Annotated in this window: 17 protein-coding genes and 2 tRNA genes; 7 read left to right on the top strand and 12 right to left on the bottom strand. The window is 70.9% G+C overall.

Going from position 1 to position 21908, the window contains the following annotated elements; translation table 11 throughout:
- Nucleotides 1-3 precede the first annotated feature (3 nt).
- A complete protein-coding gene (gene folC, locus OG956_RS23575; RefSeq protein WP_330339975.1) occupies nt 4-1515 on the bottom strand; it encodes a bifunctional tetrahydrofolate synthase/dihydrofolate synthase in 1512 nt (503 codons plus the stop codon).
- Nucleotides 1516-1704: 189 nt separating this feature from the next.
- Nucleotides 1705-4329: a valine--tRNA ligase gene (locus OG956_RS23570; RefSeq protein WP_330339974.1), complete on the bottom strand. Its 2625-nt coding sequence runs from the start codon at nt 4327-4329 to the stop codon at nt 1705-1707.
- A 137-nt stretch (nt 4330-4466) separates the two neighbouring features.
- Here OG956_RS23570 and OG956_RS23565 point away from each other — a divergent pair, with 137 nt between their 5' ends.
- On the top strand, nt 4467-5435 hold the full coding sequence (locus OG956_RS23565; protein ID WP_330339973.1) for a hypothetical protein: 969 nt from the start codon (nt 4467-4469) through the stop codon (nt 5433-5435).
- 68 nt (nt 5436-5503) lie between these two features.
- Here the strand turns inward: OG956_RS23565 and clpX are convergent, their stop codons facing one another.
- From clpX to OG956_RS23540, 5 genes are all read right to left on the bottom strand, one after another.
- Nucleotides 5504-6790 (bottom strand): ATP-dependent Clp protease ATP-binding subunit ClpX, encoded by a 1287-nt coding sequence (gene clpX, locus OG956_RS23560; protein ID WP_225100891.1) that lies wholly within the window; start codon nt 6788-6790, stop codon nt 5504-5506.
- 170 nt (nt 6791-6960) lie between these two features.
- Nucleotides 6961-7626 (bottom strand): ATP-dependent Clp protease proteolytic subunit, encoded by a 666-nt coding sequence (locus OG956_RS23555; protein ID WP_330339972.1) that lies wholly within the window; start codon nt 7624-7626, stop codon nt 6961-6963.
- 67 nt (nt 7627-7693) lie between these two features.
- Nucleotides 7694-8299 (bottom strand): ATP-dependent Clp protease proteolytic subunit, encoded by a 606-nt coding sequence (locus OG956_RS23550; protein WP_330342929.1) that lies wholly within the window; start codon nt 8297-8299, stop codon nt 7694-7696.
- Between the two features lie 347 nt (nt 8300-8646).
- Nucleotides 8647-10026 (bottom strand): trigger factor, encoded by a 1380-nt coding sequence (gene tig, locus OG956_RS23545; RefSeq protein ID WP_330339971.1) that lies wholly within the window; start codon nt 10024-10026, stop codon nt 8647-8649.
- A gap of 179 nt (nt 10027-10205) precedes the next feature.
- A tRNA-Pro gene (locus tag OG956_RS23540) sits at nt 10206-10282 on the bottom strand.
- A gap of 176 nt (nt 10283-10458) precedes the next feature.
- On the opposite strand from OG956_RS23540, the gene OG956_RS23535 reads away from it, so the two are divergent.
- A tRNA-Gly gene (locus OG956_RS23535) sits at nt 10459-10529 on the top strand.
- Between the two features lie 837 nt (nt 10530-11366).
- Here OG956_RS23535 and OG956_RS23530 read toward each other — a convergent pair.
- The gene (locus OG956_RS23530; protein WP_055703542.1) at nt 11367-11561 is read right to left on the bottom strand and encodes a hypothetical protein; all 195 of its coding nucleotides are present in this window, start codon (nt 11559-11561) and stop codon (nt 11367-11369) included.
- Between the two features lie 534 nt (nt 11562-12095).
- On the opposite strand from OG956_RS23530, the gene OG956_RS23525 reads away from it, so the two are divergent.
- A complete protein-coding gene (locus OG956_RS23525; protein WP_443065596.1) occupies nt 12096-13220 on the top strand; it encodes an acyltransferase family protein in 1125 nt (374 codons plus the stop codon).
- Here OG956_RS23525 and OG956_RS23520 read toward each other — a convergent pair.
- Both OG956_RS23520 and OG956_RS23515 read right to left on the bottom strand, forming a co-directional pair.
- Nucleotides 13210-13671: an HD domain-containing protein gene (locus OG956_RS23520; RefSeq protein WP_330339969.1), complete on the bottom strand. Its 462-nt coding sequence runs from the start codon at nt 13669-13671 to the stop codon at nt 13210-13212. The two genes, OG956_RS23525 and OG956_RS23520, sit on opposite strands and share 11 nt — an antisense overlap.
- A 26-nt stretch (nt 13672-13697) precedes the next feature.
- The gene (locus OG956_RS23515) at nt 13698-14870 is read right to left on the bottom strand and encodes a PP2C family protein-serine/threonine phosphatase (RefSeq protein ID WP_330339968.1); all 1173 of its coding nucleotides are present in this window, start codon (nt 14868-14870) and stop codon (nt 13698-13700) included.
- Nucleotides 14871-15044: 174 nt separating this feature from the next.
- Here OG956_RS23515 and OG956_RS23510 point away from each other — a divergent pair, with 174 nt between their 5' ends.
- On the top strand, nt 15045-16289 hold the full coding sequence (locus OG956_RS23510; protein WP_330339967.1) for a GNAT family N-acetyltransferase: 1245 nt from the start codon (nt 15045-15047) through the stop codon (nt 16287-16289).
- 90 nt (nt 16290-16379) lie between these two features.
- On the opposite strand, the gene OG956_RS23505 is transcribed toward OG956_RS23510, so the two are convergent.
- A complete protein-coding gene (locus OG956_RS23505) occupies nt 16380-17807 on the bottom strand; it encodes an amino acid permease (protein ID WP_330339966.1) in 1428 nt (475 codons plus the stop codon).
- Between the two features lie 249 nt (nt 17808-18056).
- Between OG956_RS23505 and OG956_RS23500 the strand changes: the two genes are divergently transcribed.
- Together OG956_RS23500 and OG956_RS23495 are read left to right on the top strand one after the other, a co-directional pair.
- Nucleotides 18057-18542, top strand: coding sequence for a ribose-5-phosphate isomerase (locus OG956_RS23500; RefSeq protein ID WP_330339965.1), 486 nt, complete (start codon nt 18057-18059; stop codon nt 18540-18542).
- Nucleotides 18543-18648: 106 nt separating this feature from the next.
- Complete coding sequence (locus OG956_RS23495; protein WP_330339964.1) at nt 18649-19464, top strand: Fpg/Nei family DNA glycosylase; 816 nt, start codon at nt 18649-18651, stop codon at nt 19462-19464.
- Nucleotides 19465-19570: 106 nt separating this feature from the next.
- Here OG956_RS23495 and OG956_RS23490 read toward each other — a convergent pair whose 3' ends face one another.
- Nucleotides 19571-20152: a biotin transporter BioY gene (locus tag OG956_RS23490; RefSeq protein ID WP_330339963.1), complete on the bottom strand. Its 582-nt coding sequence runs from the start codon at nt 20150-20152 to the stop codon at nt 19571-19573.
- Nucleotides 20153-20606: 454 nt separating this feature from the next.
- Here OG956_RS23490 and OG956_RS23485 point away from each other — a divergent pair, with 454 nt between their 5' ends.
- Nucleotides 20607-21806 carry an ROK family transcriptional regulator gene (locus tag OG956_RS23485; RefSeq protein ID WP_330339962.1) on the top strand — a complete coding sequence of 400 codons (1200 nt, stop codon included), beginning with the start codon at nt 20607-20609 and terminating at the stop codon, nt 21804-21806.
- The last annotated feature ends 102 nt before the right edge of the window (nt 21807-21908 follow it).

Genomic DNA, 21908 nt, shown 5'->3' with positions numbered 1-21908 from the left:
GGATCAGCCCTTCCCCAGGAGCAGGCGGGCCTCGCCCACCGTGATGACGGAACCGGTGACCAGCACGCCGCCGCCCGCGAACTCGCCCTCCTCCTCGGCCAGCGTGATCGCGGCCTCCAGGGCGTCCGGCAGCCGCGGCTCGACCTGCACCCGCTCCTCGCCGAACACCTCCACGGCGATCGCGGCCAGCTCGTCCGCGTCCATGGCCCGGTGGCTGGAGTTCTGCGTGACGACGACCTCGGCGAAGATCGGCTCGAAGGCCTCCAGCAGGCCCCGCACGTTCTTGTCGCCGCTCGCGCCGACCACGCCGATCAGCCGGCTGAAGTCGAACGCCTCCTGCACCGCCTCCGCCGTCACCCGCGCCCCCGCCGGGTTGTGCGCGGCGTCCAGCACGACGGTCGGAGAGCGCCGTACGACCTCCAGGCGGCCCGGCGAGGAGACGGCCGCGAAGGCCTTGCGGACGGTGTCGATGTCCAGCGGCTCGGCGCGCTGGGCGCCGACCCCGAAGAACGCCTCGACGGCGGCGAGGGCGACGGCCGCGTTGTGCGCCTGGTGGGCGCCGTGCAGCGGGAGGTACACCTCGGGGTACTCGCCGCCGAGTCCGCGCAGCGTGAGCAGCTGCCCGCCGACGGCGACCTGCCGGGCGACGACGCCGAACTCCAGGCCCTCGCGGGCCACGGTGGCGTCCACCTCCACGGCCTTCTTCAGCAGCACCTGCGCCGCCTCCACCGGCTGCTGCGCCAGGATGACGGTCGCGTCCTGCTTGATGATGCCGCTCTTCTCGCCGGCGATCTCCGCGGTCGTCTCGCCGAGGCGGTCGGTGTGGTCGAGGTCGATCGGGGTGATCACCGCGACATCTCCGTCGATCACGTTGGTGGCGTCCCAGGAGCCGCCCATGCCGACCTCGACGACGGCCACGTCGACCGGCGCGTCCGCGAAGGCCGCGTACGCCATGCCGGTGAGGACCTCGAAGAACGACAGCCGGTACTCCTGCTGTCCGTCCACCATCTCCACGTACGGCTTGATGTCGTCGTACGTCTCGATGAAGCGCTCGGCGGAGATCGGGCCGCCGTCCAGGCTGATCCGCTCGGTGATCGACTGCACGTGGGGGCTGGTGTAGCGGCCGGTGCGCAGCTCGAAGGCGCCGAGCAGGGCCTCGATCATGCGGGCGGTGGAGGTCTTGCCGTTGGTGCCCGTGATGTGGATCGAGGGGTAGGAGCGCTGGGGCTCGCCCAGGACGTCCATCAGCGCGGAGATGCGGCTGACCGACGGCTCCAGCTTGGTCTCGCCCCAGCGGGTGGCCAGCTCGGCCTCGACCTCGCGCAGGGCCTTGTCGACCTCGGGGTCCTCGGGCCGGGCGGGTACGTCGGCCTGCGGCGGGCCCCCCTGGGTGCGCAGGGTGCGGCTGCCGGCCTCGATCACCGCGAGGTCGGGGTCACGGGTGGTCTCCTCGGCGATGATCTCGTCGAAGCTGTCGAGGGGGTCGGGCTGGTCGGTGCCGTTCGGGTCGCTCACGGGGCCCAGTCTACGGAGCGGCACCGACAAAGGGTGCGGTGGCTTGGCGGCGCCGGTATGGGGTGGCTTGTCCTGTCGACCGGCTGCAGGTCCTTCGTGGTTGCTCGCGCAGTTCCCCGCGCCCCTCACGGGGCGCCGAAGGCCCCCGGTACCTCGAAGGTACGGGGGCCTTCGGCGTCGTACGAGCCCTTACGCCTGCGGCAGCTTCTCCAGCTGGGCCTGGATGCGGGTGATGTCCTCCTCGGCCTTGGCGAGCCGCGTGCGGATCTTGTCCACCACGTTCTCCGGGGCCTTGGCCAGGAACGCCTCGTTGCCGAGCTTGGCCGTGGCCTGGGCCTTCTCCTTCTCCGCGGCCGCAAGGTCCTTCGCGAGGCGCTTGCGCTCGGCGGCCACGTCGATCGTGCCGGAGAGGTCGAGCGCGACCTCGGCGCCGGCGACCGGCAGGGTGGCCGTGGCCGTGAAGTTCTCGCCCTCCGGCTGCAGGCGCAGCAGCTGGCGGATGGCGGCCTCGTGCGGGGCGAGGGCCGTACCGTCGAGCGTCAGGCGGGCCGGGACGCGCTGGCCGGGCTGGAGGCCCTGGTCGGCGCGGAAGCGGCGGACCTCGGTGATGACCGACTGGAGGGTCTCGATCTCCTGCTCGGCGGCCCGGTCGCGGAAGCCGCTGTCGCTCGGCCACTCGGCGATGACGAGGGACTCGCCGCCCGTCAGCGTCGTCCACAGGGTCTCCGTGACGAACGGGACCACCGGGTGCAGCAGCTTCAGGGTGACGTCCAGGACCTCGCCCAGGACCCGCTTGGAGACCTCGGCCGGCTCGCCGCCCGCCTGGAAGACCGTCTTGGACAGCTCGACGTACCAGTCGAAGACCTCGTCCCACGCGAAGTGGAACAGGGCGTCCGACAGCTTGGCGAACTGGAAGTCGTCGTAGTAGGCGTCGACTTCGGCGACGACGGAGTTCAGGCGGGAGAGGATCCAGCGGTCCGTCGCCGACATCTTCGACGCGTCCGGCAGCTCGCCCTCGACCGTGGCGCCGTTCATCAGCGCGAAGCGGGTGGCGTTCCAGATCTTGTTGGCGAAGTTGCGGGAGCCCTGGACCCAGTCCTCGCCGATCGGGACGTCGACGCCCGGGTTGGCGCCGCGCGCGAGGGTGAAGCGGAGCGCGTCGGAGCCGTACTTGTCCATCCAGTCCAGCGGGTTGACCGCGTTGCCGAAGGACTTCGACATCTTCTTGCCGAACTGGTCGCGGACCATGCCGTGCAGCGCGATGGTGTGGAACGGCGGGGTGCCGTCCATCGCGTACAGGCCGAACATCATCATCCGGGCGACCCAGAAGAAGAGGATGTCGTAGCCGGTGACCAGGACGGAGTTCGGGTAGAACTTCGCGAGCGACTCGGTCTGTTCGGGCCAGCCGAGGGTGGAGAACGGCCACAGGCCCGAGGAGAACCAGGTGTCGAGGACGTCGGTGTCCTGGTGCCAGCCCTCGCCGGTCGGGGCCTCGTCGTCGGGTCCGACGCAGACGACCTCGCCGTTCGGGCCGTACCAGACCGGGATGCGGTGGCCCCACCACAACTGCCGCGAGATGCACCAGTCGTGGAGGTTGTCGACCCAGTCGAAGTACCGCTTCTCCATCTCCTGCGGATGGATCCTGACGCGGCCGTCGCGGACGGCGTCGCCGGCGGCCTTGGCCAGCGGGCCGACCTTGACCCACCACTGCATCGACAGGCGCGGCTCGATGGTGGTCTTGCAGCGCGAGCAGTGGCCGACGGAGTGGACGTACGGCCGCTTCTCGGCGACGATCCGGCCCTCGGCGCGCAGCGCGGCGACGATCGCCGAGCGGGCCTCCAGGCGGTCCATGCCCTGGAAGGGGCCGTGGACGGTGATGACGGCGTGCTCGTCCATCACGGTGATGGACGGCAGGTCGTGCCGCTGGCCGATCTCGAAGTCGTTCGGGTCGTGGGCCGGGGTGACCTTGACGGCGCCGGTGCCGAACTCGGGGTCGACGTGGGTGTCGGCGACGACCGGGATGGAGCGGTCGGTCAGCGGGAGCCTGATGAGCTTGCCGACCAGGTGCTTGTAGCGCTCGTCGTCGGGGTGGACGGCGACGGCGGTGTCACCGAGCATCGTCTCGGCGCGGGTGGTGGCGACGACGATGGTGTCGTCCCCGTCGCCGTACTTCATGGAGACGAGCTCGCCGTCGTCGTCCTGGTACTCGACCTCGATGTCCGAGATGGCCGTCAGGCAGCGCGGGCACCAGTTGATGATGCGCTCGGCGCGGTAGATCAGCTCGTCGTCGTAGAGGCGCTTGAAGATGGTCTGGACGGCCTGGGAGAGGCCCTCGTCCATGGTGAAGCGCTCACGGGACCAGGCGACGCCGTCGCCGAGGCGGCGCATCTGCCCGGAGATCTGCCCGCCGGACTCGGCCTTCCACTGCCAGACGCGCTCGACGAACGCCTCACGGCCGAGGTCGTGCCGGGACTTTCCTTCCTTGCCCAGCTCGCGCTCGACGACGTTCTGCGTGGCGATGCCGGCGTGGTCCATGCCGGGCTGCCACAGCGTCTCGTAGCCCTGCATGCGCTTGCGGCGCGTCAGGGCGTCGATGAGGGTGTGCTCGAAGGCGTGCCCGAGGTGCAGGCTGCCCGTGACGTTCGGCGGCGGGATGACGATCGTGTACGGCGGCTTGTCGCTCTTCTCGTCCGCCTCGAAGTAGCCCCGCTCTACCCAGCGCTCGTACAGCGGCCCCTCTACATCGGCCGGCGCGTACTGGGTCGGCAGTTCGGTGGCGGGCGCGGGTGGCTGCTGCTGAGCGTTCTCGGTCACGGGGGTCAGTTTAGAGGGGTCACGGGGTGGTCCCGAAACGCGTTTGTTCTGTAACGGTGCGGCCCCCGGTGCCGTGCGTTGCCCGGGGCTGGGCCAGGATGTCAGGAACACATAAGCATCCAAGGGGGAACCCAGAAATGAGCAACAACCAGCCGGGCCCGTACGGCGGGCAGCCCCAGCAGCCGGGTCCCTACGGCCAGCAGGGGCAGCCCGGTCCGTACGGCCAGCCGGGGCCCTACGGCCAGCCGGGCCCGTACGGCCAGCAGCCGCAGGCCCCGCAGCCCGGCTACGGCTACCCGCAGCAGGCGCCTCCGGCTGCGCCGCCGCAGCCGGGGTACGGCTACCCGCAGCAGGGCGGCTACCCGCAGCAGGGCGTGCCGCAGCAGCCGAACCCGTACGGCCAGCAGCAGCCCTACGGCATGCCGCAGGCGCCGCAGGCGGGCGGCGGCAAGAAGAAGACGGGCCTGATCATCGGCGCGGTGGCCGTGGTGGCGGCCGTGGCGGTGGGCGTGGCCTTCGCGATCGGCGGGGGCAGCGGCGGCAGCGGAAGCGTGGCGGACGACGGCCCGCACAAGCTGGTCGCTCAGGCGACGGTGATCAACGGGACGTACAAGAAGTCGGAAGGCGACTCCTCCGACGGCATGAGCCAGGACGACCTGAAGAAAACGGAGGCGCTCGGCGTCGAGAACCCGAAGGACGTGAGCGCCGGCTACACCTCCGGCTCGGGCTTCACCGCGAAGAGCCTCAGCTTCTCCGGGGTGTACGGCACGGTCAACGACCCGGAGAAGGTCGTCGACGGGATGTTCGCGATGATGAAGGAGGAGTCGCAGAAGGACACTTCTGCCTCCAAGGGCAAGCTCGTCGGCAGCCCGCAGAAGATGTCGCCTTCCGGCTTCTCGAACGGCGTCATGAAGTGCCAGTCCATCGAGAGCAGCGAGTCGGGCAAGACGATCACCATGCCGGTCTGTGCATGGGCCGACCACAGCACTGTCGCGTACGTCATCTCGTTCGACATGGCGGGAATGGCTGCGGGGAAGAGCACCTCGATGGAGGACGCCGCCCAGCTGGCCGCGAAGCTGCGCAACGACGTGCGGGTGAAGGCCTGACCCCGTAGGTCCTGACGCGAAGGGGCCCCGGTCGGTCGACCGGGGCCCCTTCGGCGTGTCTGCGGCGGTTACGCCGACTTCTGCTCCCCCGAGCCGCGGCCCCGCGCGTCGCGGGGGATCAGGGTCGGGTTGACGTTGGAGAGGACCACGTCGGCTGTGATGACGACGCGGGCCACGTCCTTGCGGGACGGGACCTCGTACATGACGCCCTGGAGGACTTCCTCCATGATGGCGCGCAAGCCCCGGGCGCCGGTCTGGCGGAGGATGGCCTGGTCGGCGATGGCCTCCAGGGCCTCGCGCTCGAAGTCCAGCTCCACGCCGTCGAGTTCGAAGAGGCGCTGGTACTGCTTGACCAGGGCGTTGCGGGGCTCCACCAGGATCTTCAGCAGGGCCTCGCGGTCGAGGTTGTGGACCGAGGTGATCACGGGCAGACGGCCGATGAACTCGGGGATCATGCCGAACTTGACCAGGTCCTCCGGCATGACGTCCTCGAAGACGTCCTTGGACTCCAGCTCGCGCTTGGACAGGATGGTCGCGCCGAAGCCGATGCCCTTCGCGCCGGCCCGCGCCTCGATGATCTTCTCCAGGCCCGCGAAGGCGCCGCCCACGATGAACAGGACGTTCGTCGTGTCGATCTGGATGAACTCCTGGTGGGGGTGTTTGCGGCCGCCCTGGGGCGGGACCGAGGCCGTGGTGCCCTCGAGGATCTTCAGCAGGGCCTGCTGGACGCCTTCGCCGGAGACGTCACGGGTGATCGACGGGTTCTCGCTCTTGCGGGCCACCTTGTCGATCTCGTCGATGTAGATGATCCCCGTCTCGGCCTTCTTGACGTCGTAGTCCGCCGCCTGGATCAGCTTCAGCAGGATGTTCTCGACGTCCTCGCCGACATAGCCCGCCTCCGTCAGCGCCGTCGCGTCGGCGATCGCGAAGGGGACGTTCAGCATGCGGGCCAGGGTCTGCGCGAGGAGGGTCTTGCCGGAGCCCGTGGGGCCCAGCAGGAGGATGTTGGACTTCGCCAGCTCGATGGCGTCGTCACGGCCGCTCGCGCCGCCGTTCTCGCCCGCCTGGACCCGCTTGTAGTGGTTGTACACCGCGACCGAGAGGGCTTTCTTCGCCGCTTCCTGGCCGACCACGTAGCCCTCGAGGAACTCGTAGATCTCGCGGGGCTTCGGGAGTTCCTCCCAGCGCACCTCGCTCGTCTCGGCGAGTTCCTCCTCGATGATCTCGTTGCAGAGATCGATGCACTCGTCGCAGATGTACACACCGGGCCCTGCGATGAGCTTCTTGACCTGCTTCTGGCTCTTGCCGCAGAACGAGCACTTGAGCAGATCGCCGCCGTCACCGATGCGTGCCACGGTGTGCTTCCCCTTCGCCTGGGAGACGCCCGGACGCTTTCGAGTCCAGCGGCTCCTGGTGCTGCCTTATGTCGACGGTACCTTGCCGGGCCCCGTGTTCGGGCCCCCCTTGGCAGGGTTCACTTTGAGGTGGGCCCTGCCAAGGGGGGCCCGTGGTATGCCGTGCCGGGTCAGCGGACCGCGGCGTTGTTCAGCTTGCGGGTGGAGATGATCTGGTCGACGAGGCCGTACTCCAGCGCCTCCTCGGCCGTGAGGATCTTGTCCCGCTCGATGTCCTCGCGGACCTGCTCGATCGGCCGGTTGGAGTGCTTGGCCAGCATCTCCTCCAGCTGCGTACGCATCCGGGTGAACTCGTTCGCGATGATCTCCAGGTCGGAGAGCTGACCGCGGCCGGTGGAGCCCGCCGGCTGGTGGATCAGCACGCGGGAGTTCGGCAGCGCCATGCGCTTGCCCGGCGTGCCGGCGGCGAGCAGGATGGCCGCGGCGGAGGCCGCCTGGCCCATGCAGACCGTCTGGATGTCGGGCTTCACGAACTGCATCGTGTCGTAGATCGCCGTGAGGGCGGTCATGTCGCCGCCGGGGCTGTTGATGTAGATCGAGATGTCCCGGTCGGGGTCCATCGACTCCAGGCACAGCAGCTGCGCCATGACGTCGTTGGCGGAGGCGTCGTCGATCTGGACGCCCAGGAAGATCACGCGCTCCTCGAAGAGCTTCGCGTACGGGTCGTACTCGCGGATGCCCTGGGAGGTGCGCTCGACGAAGCGCGGGATGACATAGCGGCTGTCGGGGCGGGGCCCTTCGTACATGCCGCTGGCGGCGCCGGGGAAGTTGCTCATGGGGTTCACCGTCCTGGTGGCGTTCGGGGGGCTGGTGTCGTCGCGGTGCGTGGCGTGGCCGGGCCGGTCAGGCACCGGTGCCGCCGCCTCCCGGAACACCCGAGGCGTGCGTGATGATCTCGTCAATGAGACCGTACTCCTTGGCCTCCTCCGGGGTGAACCAGCGGTCGCGGTCGCCGTCGCGGATGATCGTCTCGACCGTCTGGCCGGAGTGGAACGCGGTCAGCTCCGACATGCGCTTCTTGGTGCGCATCAGGTACTCGGCCTGGATCTTGATGTCCGAGACCGTGCCGCCGAGGCCGGCGGAGCCCTGGTGCATCATGATGTCCGCGTGCGGGAGGGCGAAGCGCTTGCCCGCGGTGCCACCGGTGAGCAGGAACTGGCCCATCGAGGCCGCCATGCCCATGGCGATCGTCACCACGTCGTTCGGGATGTACTGCATGGTGTCGTAGATCGCCATGCCGGCCGTCACCGAACCGCCGGGGCTGTTGATGTACAGGTAGATGTCCTTGTTCGGGTCGGCGGCCAGGAGCAGCATCTGGGCCGTGATCTTGTTGGCGATGTCGTCGTCAACCTGCTGGCCGAGGAAGATGATCCGCTCGTTGAGCAGCCGGTTGTAGACCTGGTCGCCGAGGCCACCACCGATGGAAGGCTCGCCGGCGGCGGAGGGCATCAGATTCGTCACGTATCCACCTGCTCGTCTTGCGACGGCGCCGGGCCGTCTCATTGTTCTGCCTTTCATGGACCCTAACGCGATGGTCCCTTCGGGGAATCCCGGGAATGCGGGTGTTCGCCGGGGGCGTAGCGGCTCCGCCGGGCGCCGGGGGCGGTTTGCGGGGGGGTGGTGCGGATGATCGTCCAGGTGCGGGTGGAGGGGGGTGTCCGCGCCCACGCGGCGGAGCCGCATGTCGGTACAGCCCCGCGCCCCTGGGGCCGGCCGCCGCCCCGCATACGACGAACGGGCCCCGGGGAAAGTCCCCAGGGCCCGCTGTACGTGCCTCACAGGCGCCGTAGGGCCGGTCAGCCCTCGGCGTTCTCCTCGGACGTCTCCGACGCCTCGGCGGCCTCGGCCGGCGTCTCCTCGTCCTCCTCGTCGTCCAGGTCGACGATCTCGCCGTTGGTGTCCTTCACCGTGGCGGCCTCGACCACGACGGCCAGGGCCTTGCCGCGGGCGACCTCGCCGACCAGGAGCGGCACCTGGCCGCCCTCGACGACGGCCTGGGCGAACTGGTCGGGGGACATGCCGGAGGAGGCGGCGCGCCGCATGAGGTGCTCGGTGAGCTCCTCCTGGTTGACGTTGAGCTGCTCCTTCTTGACCAGCTCGTCCAGGACGAACTGGGTCTTGATGCCCTTGATCGCCGCCTCGCGGGTCTCGGCGTCGAACTCCTCGGCGGTCTTGCCCTGGATCTCCAGGTACTTGTCGAGGGTGAGACCCATCTGCGCCAGCTGGTGGTGCTCCAGGTTGTGCTTGCGGGTGTTGATCTCGTCCTCGAGCAGCTTCTCGGGGACCGGGACCTCGACCAGCTCGAGCAGCTTCTCCAGGACGCGCTCCTGGGCCTGGGTGGCCTGGTCGAACTGCTTCATGTTCGCGAGGCGCTTGCGGCTGTCGGCCTTCAGCTCCTCCAGCGTGTCGAACTCGGAGGCGAGCTGCGCGAAGTCGTCGTCCAGCTCGGGCAGTTCACGCTTGGCGACCTGGGTGACCTTGACGGTGACCTCGGCCTCCTTGCCCGCGGCGGAGCCGCCCTTCAGCTCGGAGGTGAAGGTGGCCTCCTCGCCCGCGGACAGGCCCTTGACGGCGTCGTCGATGCCGTCGAGCAGCTCACCGGAGCCGATGGTGTAGGAGACGCCGTTGGCGATGCCGTCCTCGAGGACCTCGCCGTCGACCTTGGCCTGCAGGTCGATGGTGACGACGTCGCCGTCCTCGGCGGCGCGCTCGACGGGGGTGGTCGACGCGAAGCGCTCACGCAGCTGCTCCACGGACTTCTCGACGTCCTCGTCGGTCACCTCCACGGCGTCGACCTCGACCTCGATGCCGGAGTAGTCCGGGATCTCCAGGGCCGGGCGGACGTCGACCTCGGCGGTGAAGTTCAGCGTCTCGCCGTCCTTCAGCTCGGTGATGTCGACCTCGGGCTGGCCGAGCGGGCTCAGCTCCGCCTCGTTGACCGCCTCGGTGTAGAACTTCGGAAGCGCGTCGTTGACGGCCTCCTCGAGCACGGCGCCCCGACCGAACCGCTGGTCGATGACCCGGGCGGGGATCTTGCCCTTGCGGAAGCCCTTCACCGTGACCTGCTGGTTGATCTTCTTGTACGCCGCGTCGAGGCTGTCCTTGAGCTCCTCGAAGGGCACCTCGACAGTGAGCCGAACCCGGGTCGGGTTCAGGGTCTCCACGGCGCTCTTCACGGTTCGGTCTCCTTGTGGCTGACTGCTTGGGTTCTGCCGGAGCCAGACAGGTCCGGCGGATTTCGCCGCCCGGAGGAGTTCATGGGCCCTGAGGGCCGGGACACACGGGCGCGCAGCTTGCATAGTAACCGCAGCCGGTCAGCGCCCCAAAAGGCGATCATCAGGTGCCGTCGAGCCGGTGGTCGGGGTGGCGGGATTTGAACCCACGGCCTTCCGCTCCCAAAGCGGACGCGCTACCAAGCTGCGCCACACCCCGTCTGGTGCGACACGTAGGGTACATGCACCGGGCGACGGCGTCGGCCGCATTCCGCGAGGCCGCGCCCGGGGAGGCGGGACCGCGGCGGCTCTCCGGATCAACTCGTTGGCCTCCGCGGCGGCCGACCCGCTACGATGCCTTCCAGTGCCGCGGTCACCGACCTGCGGCGCACTGTCGCGGGCGTAGCTCAATGGTAGAGCCCTAGTCTTCCAAACTAGCTACGCGGGTTCGATTCCCGTCGCCCGCTCTCGATGCCGAAGGCCCAGGTAAGAGGTTGGTTTCCTCTCCCTGGGCCTTCGGCCGTTCCGGGGGCCGCTCAGCCCTCCGTGTCCCCGGCGTACCCCTTCGGCCGGCGGCGCGGGCGGCGCGCGGGACCAGGGCCGGCCGACCGGGCGGCGGGAAGCGGTGTGCGGTCATCGGCGGCAGGGCAGGGCGGCGATTCTCCGGAAGCGTCGGGCCCGCCGTGCCCGGCGCGTGCCCGATGGAGTTCCCCGCGGCTCCCCACCCGGCCACGAGGCCCTGTCCCGCTTCGGCGGGGCCGTGCCTCGGGCGGGGACCGGACCGGGCCTCAGGCGAGACCGGGACCTGGGCCCTCGGGCGGGACCGGGGCCGCGGCCGGGCCTCGGGCTGATCCGGGGCCGGGCCCCAGGCGGGACCGGGGCCGACCCTCGTGCGGGTCCCAGGCGGGTCCCGGGCCGGGCCTCAGCAGGACCGGGGCCGGGCCTCACCCTGCCGGTCCTGCTCAAGGGCGGCGCCTGCGTCCTGGCCGAGGCCTTCGACCCCGGGACGACCCTCGAGATGATCGAACGGCACCGGATCACCTTCATGTTCGGGGTGCGAGACCGGGGCCGGGGCCCGGCCTCAGGCAGGCCGGGGCCAAGCCTCGTGCGGGTCCCGGGCCGGGCCTCAGCAGGACCGGGGCCGGGCCTCAGGCGGGAGCAGGGCCGCGCCTCAGGCAGGTCCGGGGCCGGGCCCGGCGGTGCCGTGTCGGCTCCGTATGCGTCGGTGGCCCGGACGCCGTGCAGCCGCCCCGGTCGGCTCGGAGGCCGTACGCCCCGTCGGCGAATCCCCGGGGCCCGTCCCGTCAGAACTTGATCGAGCTGATCGAGTCCGCTATCGAGTTCAGGAAGCGGTCGATGGACGGGGCCATGCCGGTCGACGCGAGGAAGAAGCCGAAGAGGACCGCGACGATCGCGGGGCCCGCCTTGATGTTGCCCCCTCTCAGGAGCACTACAAGGATGATCGCCAACAGCAGCACCACAGACAGTGAAATGGCCACAACTGATCACACCCTCGGTCGGTCCGCTCTCCCGGCCCGGAGGTACGGCCCGCGCACCCCCGCCAGAACCATCGTGCCACCAACCCGGCCCGCCCATGCGGACCGTGACACAACGTCGGACACCGGACCGGTGCGGGCGATGCGCCGCACGGTAATTCGACCGGGTCGCCGGTGCGTGACCGCCGCGGGAATTACGCGACTTCGTTGCCGCCTCCACACATCCTGTGTGCAGGTAATTCGAATTGATGACACAGAGACGCCGTATGCCCCATTTAGTGGGGATGAATCGGGACATCGAGGGTGATCCGACGGCTCCCGTGTGCCTGTCATCACGTAGACAGGGCAGGCAAGTTCTGTAAATCAGCGGGTACCCGAAGGCGATAACCAGGAATGACGGCTGGGGTTTTACGAAATCCCATGGACAACGCTAGGGTGCCTGAGATGTTTGACGCCGCCCCGTCCCCCGGCCAGAACCGCAGGCCGCTCCCCCCGGCGCAGTCGCCGGCGGCCGGAGTGCCCGGTCCGCGTACCCCGATGAGTGCGCAGGAGGGCCCGGCGAAGGCGGACAGACCCGGTGAAAAACCCGGCACCCGGCAGCCGGCCGGCAAACAGCGCGACGCGTTCTTCGACAACGCCAAGTACCTGGCGATCGTGCTCGTCGCGATGGGTCACTCCTGGGAGCCGCTCAAGGGCGACAGCCGGATCCTGGAGGCGGTCTACACCGTCGTGTACTGCTTCCACATGCCGGCGTTCATCATCATCTCTGGCTACTTCTCGCGCAGTTTCGACATGCGCCCGGACCGGCTGAAGCGGCTGATCACCGGTGTCGTGGTGCCGTACGTCCTGTTCGAGACGGCGTACCCGACGTTCAAGAACCTCATCACGGGCTCGCACGAGGAGATCAGCCTCCTCGACCCCTGGTATCTGACCTGGTTCCTGGTCGCCCTGTTCGTCTGGCGGCTGACGACGCCGATCTGGAAGCTGGTGCGCTCGCCGTTCGCGGTCGCCCTCGGCATCGCCATGCTGGCGTCCGTCACCCCGAACATCGGCGACGACCTGGATCTGCAGCGCGTCCTGCAGTTCCTGCCGTACTTCGTGCTCGGCCTGTGCATGAAGCCCGAGCACTTCCAGCGGGTGCGCCGCCGCTCGGTGCGGATCGCCGCGGTGCCGGTGTTCGCCGCCGCGCTGGTGGTCGGCTGGTGGGCGGTGCCGCGTATGAACACCGCGTGGTTCTACCACCGTGACGCGGCGCAGGAGCTGGGTGCGCCCTGGTGGTGCGGCCCGGTGATGACGCTGGCGCTGATGGGCTGCTCGCTGCTGCTGACGGCCTGCTTCTACTCCTGGGTGCCGCGCCGCAGGACGTGGTTCACGGCCCTGGGCGCGGGCACCCTGTACGGCTATCTGCTGCACGGCTTCCTGGTGAAGTTCGCCGACTACCGCGGCCTGTTCGACCACGCCTGGCTGCACCGGCCGCTGGGCGAGATCCTGGTGACCCTCCTCGCGGGGGCCGCCGTGACCGTGCTGTGCACCAAGCCCGTCCAGCGTGTCTTCCGGTTCGCGATGGAGCCGCGGATGGAGTGGGCGTTCAAGCAGGACGCGGCCGAAGTCGCCCGCCGGCGCGGGCAGCAGGAGCGCGAGCGGGAGAAGGTCAGCGCCTAGGAGCCGGCTCCGGCAGACCGAGAAGGGCGCGCATCCGGGCGTACTTCTCGGTCAGTCGCGTCCGGGTCGGCTCGTCCAGGGCGGCGAGCCGCCGCGGGTCGGCGTTGTGCGCGAGGTCGGCCTCCTTCACCAGCCGCGCGCCGTCCGTGGCGAGGATCCGCCGGGCGTACGCCTCCGGCTCCTCCCCCGGCCGTCTGGTGAGGGCGTCCACGATGGCCTTCGTCCGCGCGGTCAGCGCCGCCTGTTCGAGCCACTGGCGGCTGAGCGCGTCGTCCTCGACGGAGTCGTGCAGCCAGGCCGCCGCGATCTGCTCCGCATCGCCGCCCCGGGCGCGCACCCCGGCGGCGACGGCGGCGAGATGCTCGGCGTACGGCCGTCCCGCCTTGTCGGTCCGGCCCTCGTGGGCGGCGCGGGCGACGGCCTCGACCTGTGCGAGCGTGAGTGGTGTCATCGCCCCAGTGTGGCCCGGGGCGCCGCTCAGCGGGGCGCCGCCGTCGCCTGGCGGCAGATCAGCAGCAGGGCCCGGTCGTCGTTGACGTCCTTCGCGACGGCCTCGATGAGGTGCCAGGCGGCGCCGTGGAAGCCGCCCGCGACATAGCGGTCGGCCTCGCCGGTGAGGCGGTCGATGCCCTCGACGATGTCCCGGTCGGAGGTCTCCACCAGGCCGTCCGTGAAGAGCATCAGCACGTCCCCGGGGCGCAGGGAGCCCTTCACGGGGTCGAACTGGGCGCCGTCGTACACGCCGAGCAGCGGTCCCTCGGCGGCCTTCTCCTCCCAGCGTCCGCTGCCCGCGCTCAGCTGCAGCCCCGGCGGATGGCCCGCGGAGTACAGCTCGTAGTCCCCGGAGTCGAGGTCCAGCACGAGATGGATGGAGGTGGCGAAGCCCTCCTCCCAGTCCTGGCGGAGGAGATAGCCGTTGGCGGCCGGGAGGAAGGCGTGCGGGGGCAGGGAGCCCAGCAGGCCGCCGAAGGCGCCCGACAGCAGCAGGGCGCGCGATCCGGCGTCCATGCCCTTGCCGGACACGTCCGTGAGGACGACTTCCAGGGTGCGGCCGCCGTTCGTCCGCGCGGCGACGACGAAGTCACCGGAGAAGGACTGGCCGCCGGCCGGCCGCAGCGCCATCTCGTGGTGCCAGCCCTGCGGCAGCTTCGGCAGTTTGCTCTGCACCCGGATCCGCTCGCGCAGGTCGAACAGCATGGTGCCGCCGCGCCGCCAGGGCACCCCGACCCGGCTGCGGAACTGGGCCGTGAGCAGCCCGAAGAAACCGCAGGCGGCCACCACCAGCACCACGCCGGGGGTGACCCGTGACGGCCCCTCGGTGTAGGGGCCGAGCCGCACCGACTCCACGATCAGCGCGGTCGCGGCGGCCGCGTACAGGCCGAGCAGGCTCGCCGGGCGCAGCAGCAGCCCGCCCGCGACGATGGGCAGCACCAGGGTGGCCGGCGAGCACCACACCGAGTCGACCAGGGTCACGGCCATGAGGAGGGGGATGGTGAGCAGCAGCCCGGCGAACGCGATCCAGTCGGAGCCGTCGCCGCGGAAGTAGTCGACGGCGCTTCTGCGCAGGCCGGTCCGGGCCCGGTGCCACTGCATCCGCCACCGGGCCGTCAGCGTCTCGGCCTTCGATCGCCGCTCTCGTCCTGCTGCCATTAGTTCGCGACCCTATCCATCGGACCGGCTGCTTGGCACGGGTGGTCCCACTTGTCCCCCGTGCGGGGTTGGGCTTCGCGGTGCGTCTCACAGTGAACGGCACCGGGCGCCGTCGCGCCGCCGCCCGCGGGAAATTCGCTGGCCCGGCCCGCGGCCCGCTGATAGGCATGGCCCATGGGGTCTGACCGGGTAACCGAGTTGAGGGTGCTGCGCGAGTCCGACTGGGACCGGTGGTACGCCGTGCTGTACCGCGCCTTCGGAGCCCCGCCGCCACCGGCCGAGGAGCGCGAGCTGGACAGGTCGCTCACCGAGTTCGACCGCTCCCTGGCCGCCTGGGACGGGGACGAGATCGTCGGCACGGCGGGCGCGTTCAGCTTCCGGATGACCGTGCCGGGCGGGGCGGCGGTCCCGGCGGCCGGGGTGACCATGGTCGGCGTGGCGGGCACGCACCGGCGGCGCGGGGTGCTGACCGCGATGATGCGCCGGCAGCTGGACGACGTACGGGCGCTGGGCCGCGAGCCGCTGGCGGTGCTGACCGCGTCCGAGCCGGCGATCTACGGCCGCTTCGGGTACGGCGCGGCGACCTTCCGTACGACCGCCGAGATCGACACGGGCCGGGTCACGCTGACCCTGCCGCCCGGCGTGGACGACGTACGCCTGCGGTACGCGTCGCCCGCCGAGGTCCTCCCGGCCTGCGAGGCGGTGTACGCGGCGCTGGTGCCGCGGCGGCCCGGGATGCTGGCCCGGCAGCCCGGCTGGGAGCGGGCCGGTCTCCTCGACCCCGCGAGCGAGCGGGAGGGGGCGTCGGCGCTGCAGTGCGCGGTCGCCGAGCGGGACGGCGAGATCACCGGGTACGTCCGCTACAGCACCAAGCTGGGCTGGGGCGAGAGCGGGCACGACGGCACGGTGAAGCTGAGGGACCTGGCCGCGCTGGATCCGGTCACGGAGGCGGCGCTGTGGCGGTTCCTGTTCGGCATCGACCTGATGACGACGCTGTCGGTGGGGTCGCGGCCGGTCGACGACGCCTGGCGGTACCTGGTCTCGGACCCCCGCCGCTGCCGCCCCCGCCTGCGGGACGACGCGTACGTCCGTCTGGTCGACGTCGGTGCGGCGCTGTCGGCCCGCACGTATCAGGCGCCCGTGGACGTGGTGCTGGAGGTGGAGGACGCCTTCTGCCCGTGGAACGCGGGGCGCTGGCGGCTGACGGGCGACACCAAGGGCGCGTCGTGCGAGCGCACCACCGACGCTCCCGACCTGTCGCTGTCCGTACGGGAGTTGGGTGCCGCGTACCTCGGCGGGGTGACGCTGCTGTCGCTGGCGGCGGCCGGCCGGGTGCGGGAGCTGCGGCCGGGGTGTTTGACGGAGGCGTCCGTGGCGTTCGGCTCTCCGGTGGCGCCCTGGCTGCCGCACGGGTTCTAGACGGCCGCTCCTTGTTCCCGACGGCCGACAGCACGGTGAAGGGATGCTTCACCGTGCTGTGGCCGTGAGGGGAGGGAAGGTGAGGGCCGGTCAGCCGACGGAGACCTTGTCGGCCGGGGCCTCGACGGCCGAGGCCGTGCGGCGCTTGGCCGCGATGCTCTCCTTCACCAGGGCGATCAGCACCACGACCACCGCGACGCCCACCGACAGCAGCACGGTCGTGCGGCCGCTGCTCTCGCCCTTGGTGTCGGTCAGCATGTAGCCGAGGACGCCGACGATGAAGGCGGCCGTCACCCAGGTCAGATACGGGTAGAGCCACATCTTCACGACGAGCTTCTCCGGCGCCTCGCGCTGGATGATCCGGCGCATCCGCAGCTGGGAGAAGCAGATCGCCAGCCAGACGAACAGGGCCACGGCGCCGCTGGAGTTGAGCAGGAAGAGGAAGATCGTGTCGGGGAACTCGTAGTTGAAGAAGACGGCCACGAAGCCGAACACGACCGAGGCCAGGATCGCCGCCATCGGCACGCCGCGCGCGGTGGTGCGGGCGAACGACTTCGGGGCGTCACCGCGCTGGCCGAGCGAGAAGGCCATGCGGGAGGCGGTGTAGAGGCCGGAGTTGAGGCAGGACAGCACCGCCGTCAGGATGACGACGTTCATGATCTGGCCGGCGTCGGGGATGCCGAGCGAGTTGAGCGCGGCGACGTAGGAGCCCTGCTTCTCGAGGGACGGGTCGTTCCACGGCAGCAGCGAGACGACGACGAGGATCGAGCCCAGGTAGAAGACGCCGATCCGCCAGATGATGCTGTTGGTGGCCTTGGTGACCGCGCGCTGCGGGTCCTCGGACTCGCCGGCCGCCAGGGTCGCGATCTCGCTGCCCATGAAGGAGAAGACGACCAGCAGCACGCCGGTGAGGATGGCGCCGGGGCCGTGCGGCAGGAAGCCGCCGTGGTGCGTCAGGTTGCCGAAGGACGCCTTGTCCGCGTGCACCCCCGGAAGCACGCCGAAGACGGCCAGCAGACCGATGGCGATGAACGCGGCGATCGCCACGACCTTGATGCCGGCGAACCAGAACTCGAACTCGCCGTAGGAGCCGACGGAGACCAGGTTGGTCGCGGTCAGCACGGTCATCACGATGAGCGCCCAGCCCCACTGCGGCACGGCCGGGACCCAGCCCGAGAGGATCTTGGCGCCGGCGGTGGCCTCGACGGCCAGCACGACGACCCAGAAGAACCAGTAGAGCCAGCCGATGGAGAACCCGGCCCAGCGGCCGAGGGCACGGTCGGCGTGCTCGGAGAAGGAGCCGGAGGTGGGGTTCGCGGCGGACATCTCGCCGAGCATCCGCATCACGAGGACGACGAGGGTGCCGACGAGGGCGTAGGACAACAGAATGCCCGGTCCCGCGGTGGCGATACCGGTGCTGGAGCCGACGAAGAGGCCGGCCCCGATGACGCCACCGATCGCGATCATCGTCAGGTGGCGGTTCTTGAGTCCTGCTTGAAGGCCCGAACCAGGGGTCATGGACGGAATTCCTTTGCGCCAGGGGTGAGCGTCCCGCACGAGCGGTGTACGAGTCGGTCCAGTGAATCCGAGGTGAATGGATTCGGGAACCTCTGAATCCGTATTGTTATTTGAGGTTCCCTTGAGGTTCTATGGCGTCGCTCACATTTTTCCTGGCCAGGGACGCGTCGGCGGAGTGCCGGCGGGCCGCGTCGGCGGGTGCGGCCACCCGAGGCTGCTGCCCGGTGGTGCGCGTGTCACACTCATGGCATGCGCGTGTATCTCGGCTCCGACCATGCTGGCTACGAACTGAAGAACCACCTCGTCGAGTGGCTCAAGGCGGCGGGGCACGAGCCCGTCGACTGCGGTCCGCACATCTACGACGCCCAGGACGACTACCCGCCCTTCTGCCTGCGCGCCGCGGAGCGCACGGCCGCGGACGCCGACGCCCTCGGCATCGTGATCGGCGGCTCCGGCAACGGGGAGCAGATCGCCGCGAACAAGGTGAAGGGCGTGCGGGCGGCGCTGGCCTGGAGCGAGGAGACCGCGGCGCTGGGGCGGCAGCACAACAACGCCAACGTGGTCGCGGTGGGGGCGCGCATGCACAGCACGGAGGAGGCGACGAAGTTCGTCGAGGTCTTCCTCAACACGCCGTTCTCCGGTGACGAGCGTCACGTGCGGCGGATCGACATGCTGTCGGCATACGAGACGACGGGCGACCTGCCCCCGATCCCGGCGCACCACCCCCAGAGCTAGGCCCCCGGATCCCCGCCTGCCCCGCTCCGCCGGACGAGCCGTCCGGCGGTCGTGGTCGTCGCGCCCGCGGACCGCCGGGCGGAACCGCAGGAAAGGACACCCCGCCGTGCCGGAAGGGCACACCATTCACCGGCTGGCCCGGGACTACGCCGAGCGGTTCCTCGGCACCGCCCCGCGCGTCACCAGCCCGCAGGGCAAGTTCTCCGACGCCGCCGCACTTCTGGACTCGGCCCCGCTGACGGCCACCGAGGCCCACGGCAAGCACCTCTTCCTCCGCTTCCGGGACGCCGACTGGGTCCACATCCACCTCGGCCTCTTCGGCAAGGTCGCCTTCGGTGACGCCCCCGCGCCGCCGCCGGCCGACACCGTCCGCCTCCGCCTCGCGAACGACACCGCGTACGTGGACCTGCGCGGCCCCACGACCTGCGCGCTGGTCACCGGCGCCGAGAAGCAGGCCGTCCACGACCGCCTCGGCCCCGACCCGCTCCGCGACGACGCCGACCCGGCCGAGGCGTACCGCAGGATCTCCCGCAGCCGGACCACGATCGCCGCGCTGCTCATGGACCAGAAGACCGTCGCCGGTGTCGGCAACGTCTACCGCGCCGAGGTGCTGTTCCGGCATGGCATCGACCCGTACCGCGCGGGCAGGGACATCACTCCGGCCGAGTGGGACGCCCTGTGGGCGGACCTCGTCGAGCTGATGCACGAGGGCGTCCGGAACAACCGGATCGACACCGTCCGGCCCGAGCACACCCCGGAGGCCATGGGCCGCCCGCCCCGCGTGGACGACCACGGCGGCGAGGTGTACGTGTACCGCCGCGCCGGCCTGCCGTGCCACGTCTGCGGCGACGAGATCCGCACCGCCGGCCTCGCCGCCCGCAACCTCTTCTGGTGCCCCACCTGCCAGAAGACCGGAGTCTGAGGGAACCACCACCGGCCCGTGGGGCGCCGGGACGCGCAAGAGGCCCGCCGGGGTCGGGGAGCCCTGAAAAATCCGGCGGGCCTGTTGCGCGGAAACCGCGGCGCGTCTAGCGCTTGTTCGCGAACTTCCAGGCGGTGGGCAGCGCGCCCATCGCCAGCGCGGCCTTCAGGGCGTCGCCGAGCAGGAACGGGGTGAGGCCCAGGGCGACCGCCTCGGTGAGGGAGACGTGGGCGGCGAGGGCCAGGTAGGGCACGCCGACGGCGTAGATGATCGCCTCGCCGAGGAGCATCGCGCCGGCCATGCGCAGCGGCGAGCGGTCCGCCCCGCGCCGGGCCAGGGCGCCGACGGCGGCGGAGGCGAGCACCATGCCGAGGACATAGCCGAAGGAGACCATGCCGGCGCCGGAGGCGCCGCCCGCGAACCACGGAACGCCCGCGACGCCGGCGAGCGCGTACAGGGCGAGGGAGAGGAAGCCGCGGCGGGCGCCGAGCGCGGTACCGACGAGCAGCGCGGCGAAGGTCTGGCCGGTCACCGGCACCGGGGAGCCGGGCACGGGGACGGCCACCTGGGCCGCCAGGCCGGTGAGCACGGCGCCGCCGACGACGAGGGCCGCGTCGCGGACGCGGGACGCGGGGAGCAGGTCGGCGAGGACTGCGCCGGGGCGAGCTGTGGCGGTGGCGGTGCTCATGGGGACTCCGCGGGTGTGTGGGCAGATGGGAACACCGTGACGCTATACCGCGCCCCGCGCGCCGATCACCGTCACCGGCCGACAAAGGCGTGCACCGGGGCTTGGTGGGCTCCGGACAAAGGGTGGCGGCTACACCGGGTTTGGCGTGATGCCGGTCACTGAGGTGGCGTGGGCCGCGCTACCTCACCGGCTGACGGACCGTCTGTAGGGTCCGGCCAAAGCGCAGTCGGGCCCGTCTCGCCCGTCGGGCGCCGTCTGGGCAGCCTCGGGGTGTTTTGCTAGCTTCTTCCGCATGGTTGCCCAGGCCCGGTATCTCACCTCGCGTCGCTATGTCGACCTGCGACGCCAGGGCACGGCCACCTGTCGCCGCCCGGGGTAGGGGCGGACCACCCGGCGCGCCTCTGCTCGTACAGCTCCGAGTCGTGTCGGCCCCCGTTCCCGAGGACGGTCCCCCATGCCCCGTACCGCGGTGTCCCCTTCGGCCCCGCCCCTTCCGCGTGCCGCCGACGGCGACCGGCGGCGTACCAGCGCCCGTGTCGTGCTGCGGACCGTGCTGGAGCACGGGCCGGTGGCGCGCAGCACCATCGCCCGGCTGACCGGGCTGTCGCCCGCGTCGGTGACCGAGCACTGCGCCCGGCTCGCCGGTCTGGGCCTGATCCGGGAGTCCGCCGTGCCCCGCCGCTCGGGCAGGGTGGGCCGGCCGCACGTACCCGTCGACCTGGACGACCGACGGTTCCTGGTCGCCGGGGTGCATGTGGCCGTGCCGTACACGACGGTGGCGCTGCTGGATCTGCGGGGCCGGGTGGTGGCCCGGCGGGAGCTGGGGCACGAGCGGACCGATCCCGGCTGGGTGCTGGCCCGGGCCGCCGAGGGCCTCGCCGGGCTGCTCGCCGGCGTGCCGGGCCGGCGGCCGCTGGGCGTCGGGGTGGCGGCCGGCGGCTGGGTGGACCGGGAGACGGGCACCGTGGTCGAGCACGAGCTGCTGGGCTGGCGTGAGGTGCCGGTGCGGGAGCTGCTCGGCGCCCGCACCGGCCTGCCGGTCCATGTGGACGGCCACGCGCGGGCGTTGGTGAACGGGGAGCGGCTGTTCGGTCGGGCCAGGGGCAGCGGCAGCGTGCTGCACCTGTTCGTGGGCAACGTGGTCGACGCGGCCTTCGCCACCCATGACGAGGTGCACCACGGGCCGCGCTCGGCGGCCGGGGCGATCGCGCATCTGCCGGTGCCGGGCGGCAGCGAGCCGTGCCCGTGCGGCCGTACCGGCTGCCTGCAAGTGGAGCTGAGCGAACGGACGTTGTGCCGGCGGGCAGGTGCGGCCGGGGTGGCCGGCGCGGCCGGTCCGATGCGGGTGGTGGCCGCGGCGGCGGCCGGGGACGCGGTGGCCCGGCGGCTGCTGGTGGAGCGGTCCCGTGCCACCGGGCGGGCGGCGGGACTGCTGCTGGACGTGCTCAATCCGGAGACCGTGGTGGTGACCGAGGTGGGGGTGGTCCATTTCGAGGACTGCCTGAGCGCGCTGCGGGAGGCGGTGGGGACACGGCGTGCGGCCGCCGTCGTGCCGACGAGCTTCCCGGATTCCGTGCTGGCGGTGGCCGGTGGATCGGTCATGCTCGACGTGGTGTTCCGGGATCCGCTGGGCGTGTCACCTGAGGGTATTTAATTCAGAAACTCGGAATGTTGACAGGGATCGGTTCAAGGCAGGAACATCCTGGTCATGAGCCCCCTGACAAGCTGTCGCACCCTTTGTTGCTGACGCGTTGCC

Origin of the sequence: Streptomyces sp. NBC_00557 (assembly GCF_036345995.1) — a bacterium.
GTDB lineage: Bacteria > Actinomycetota > Actinomycetes > Streptomycetales > Streptomycetaceae > Streptomyces.
Note: the sequence above shows the minus strand (reverse complement) of the source record. Positions and strands in the feature narration are given on the sequence as shown.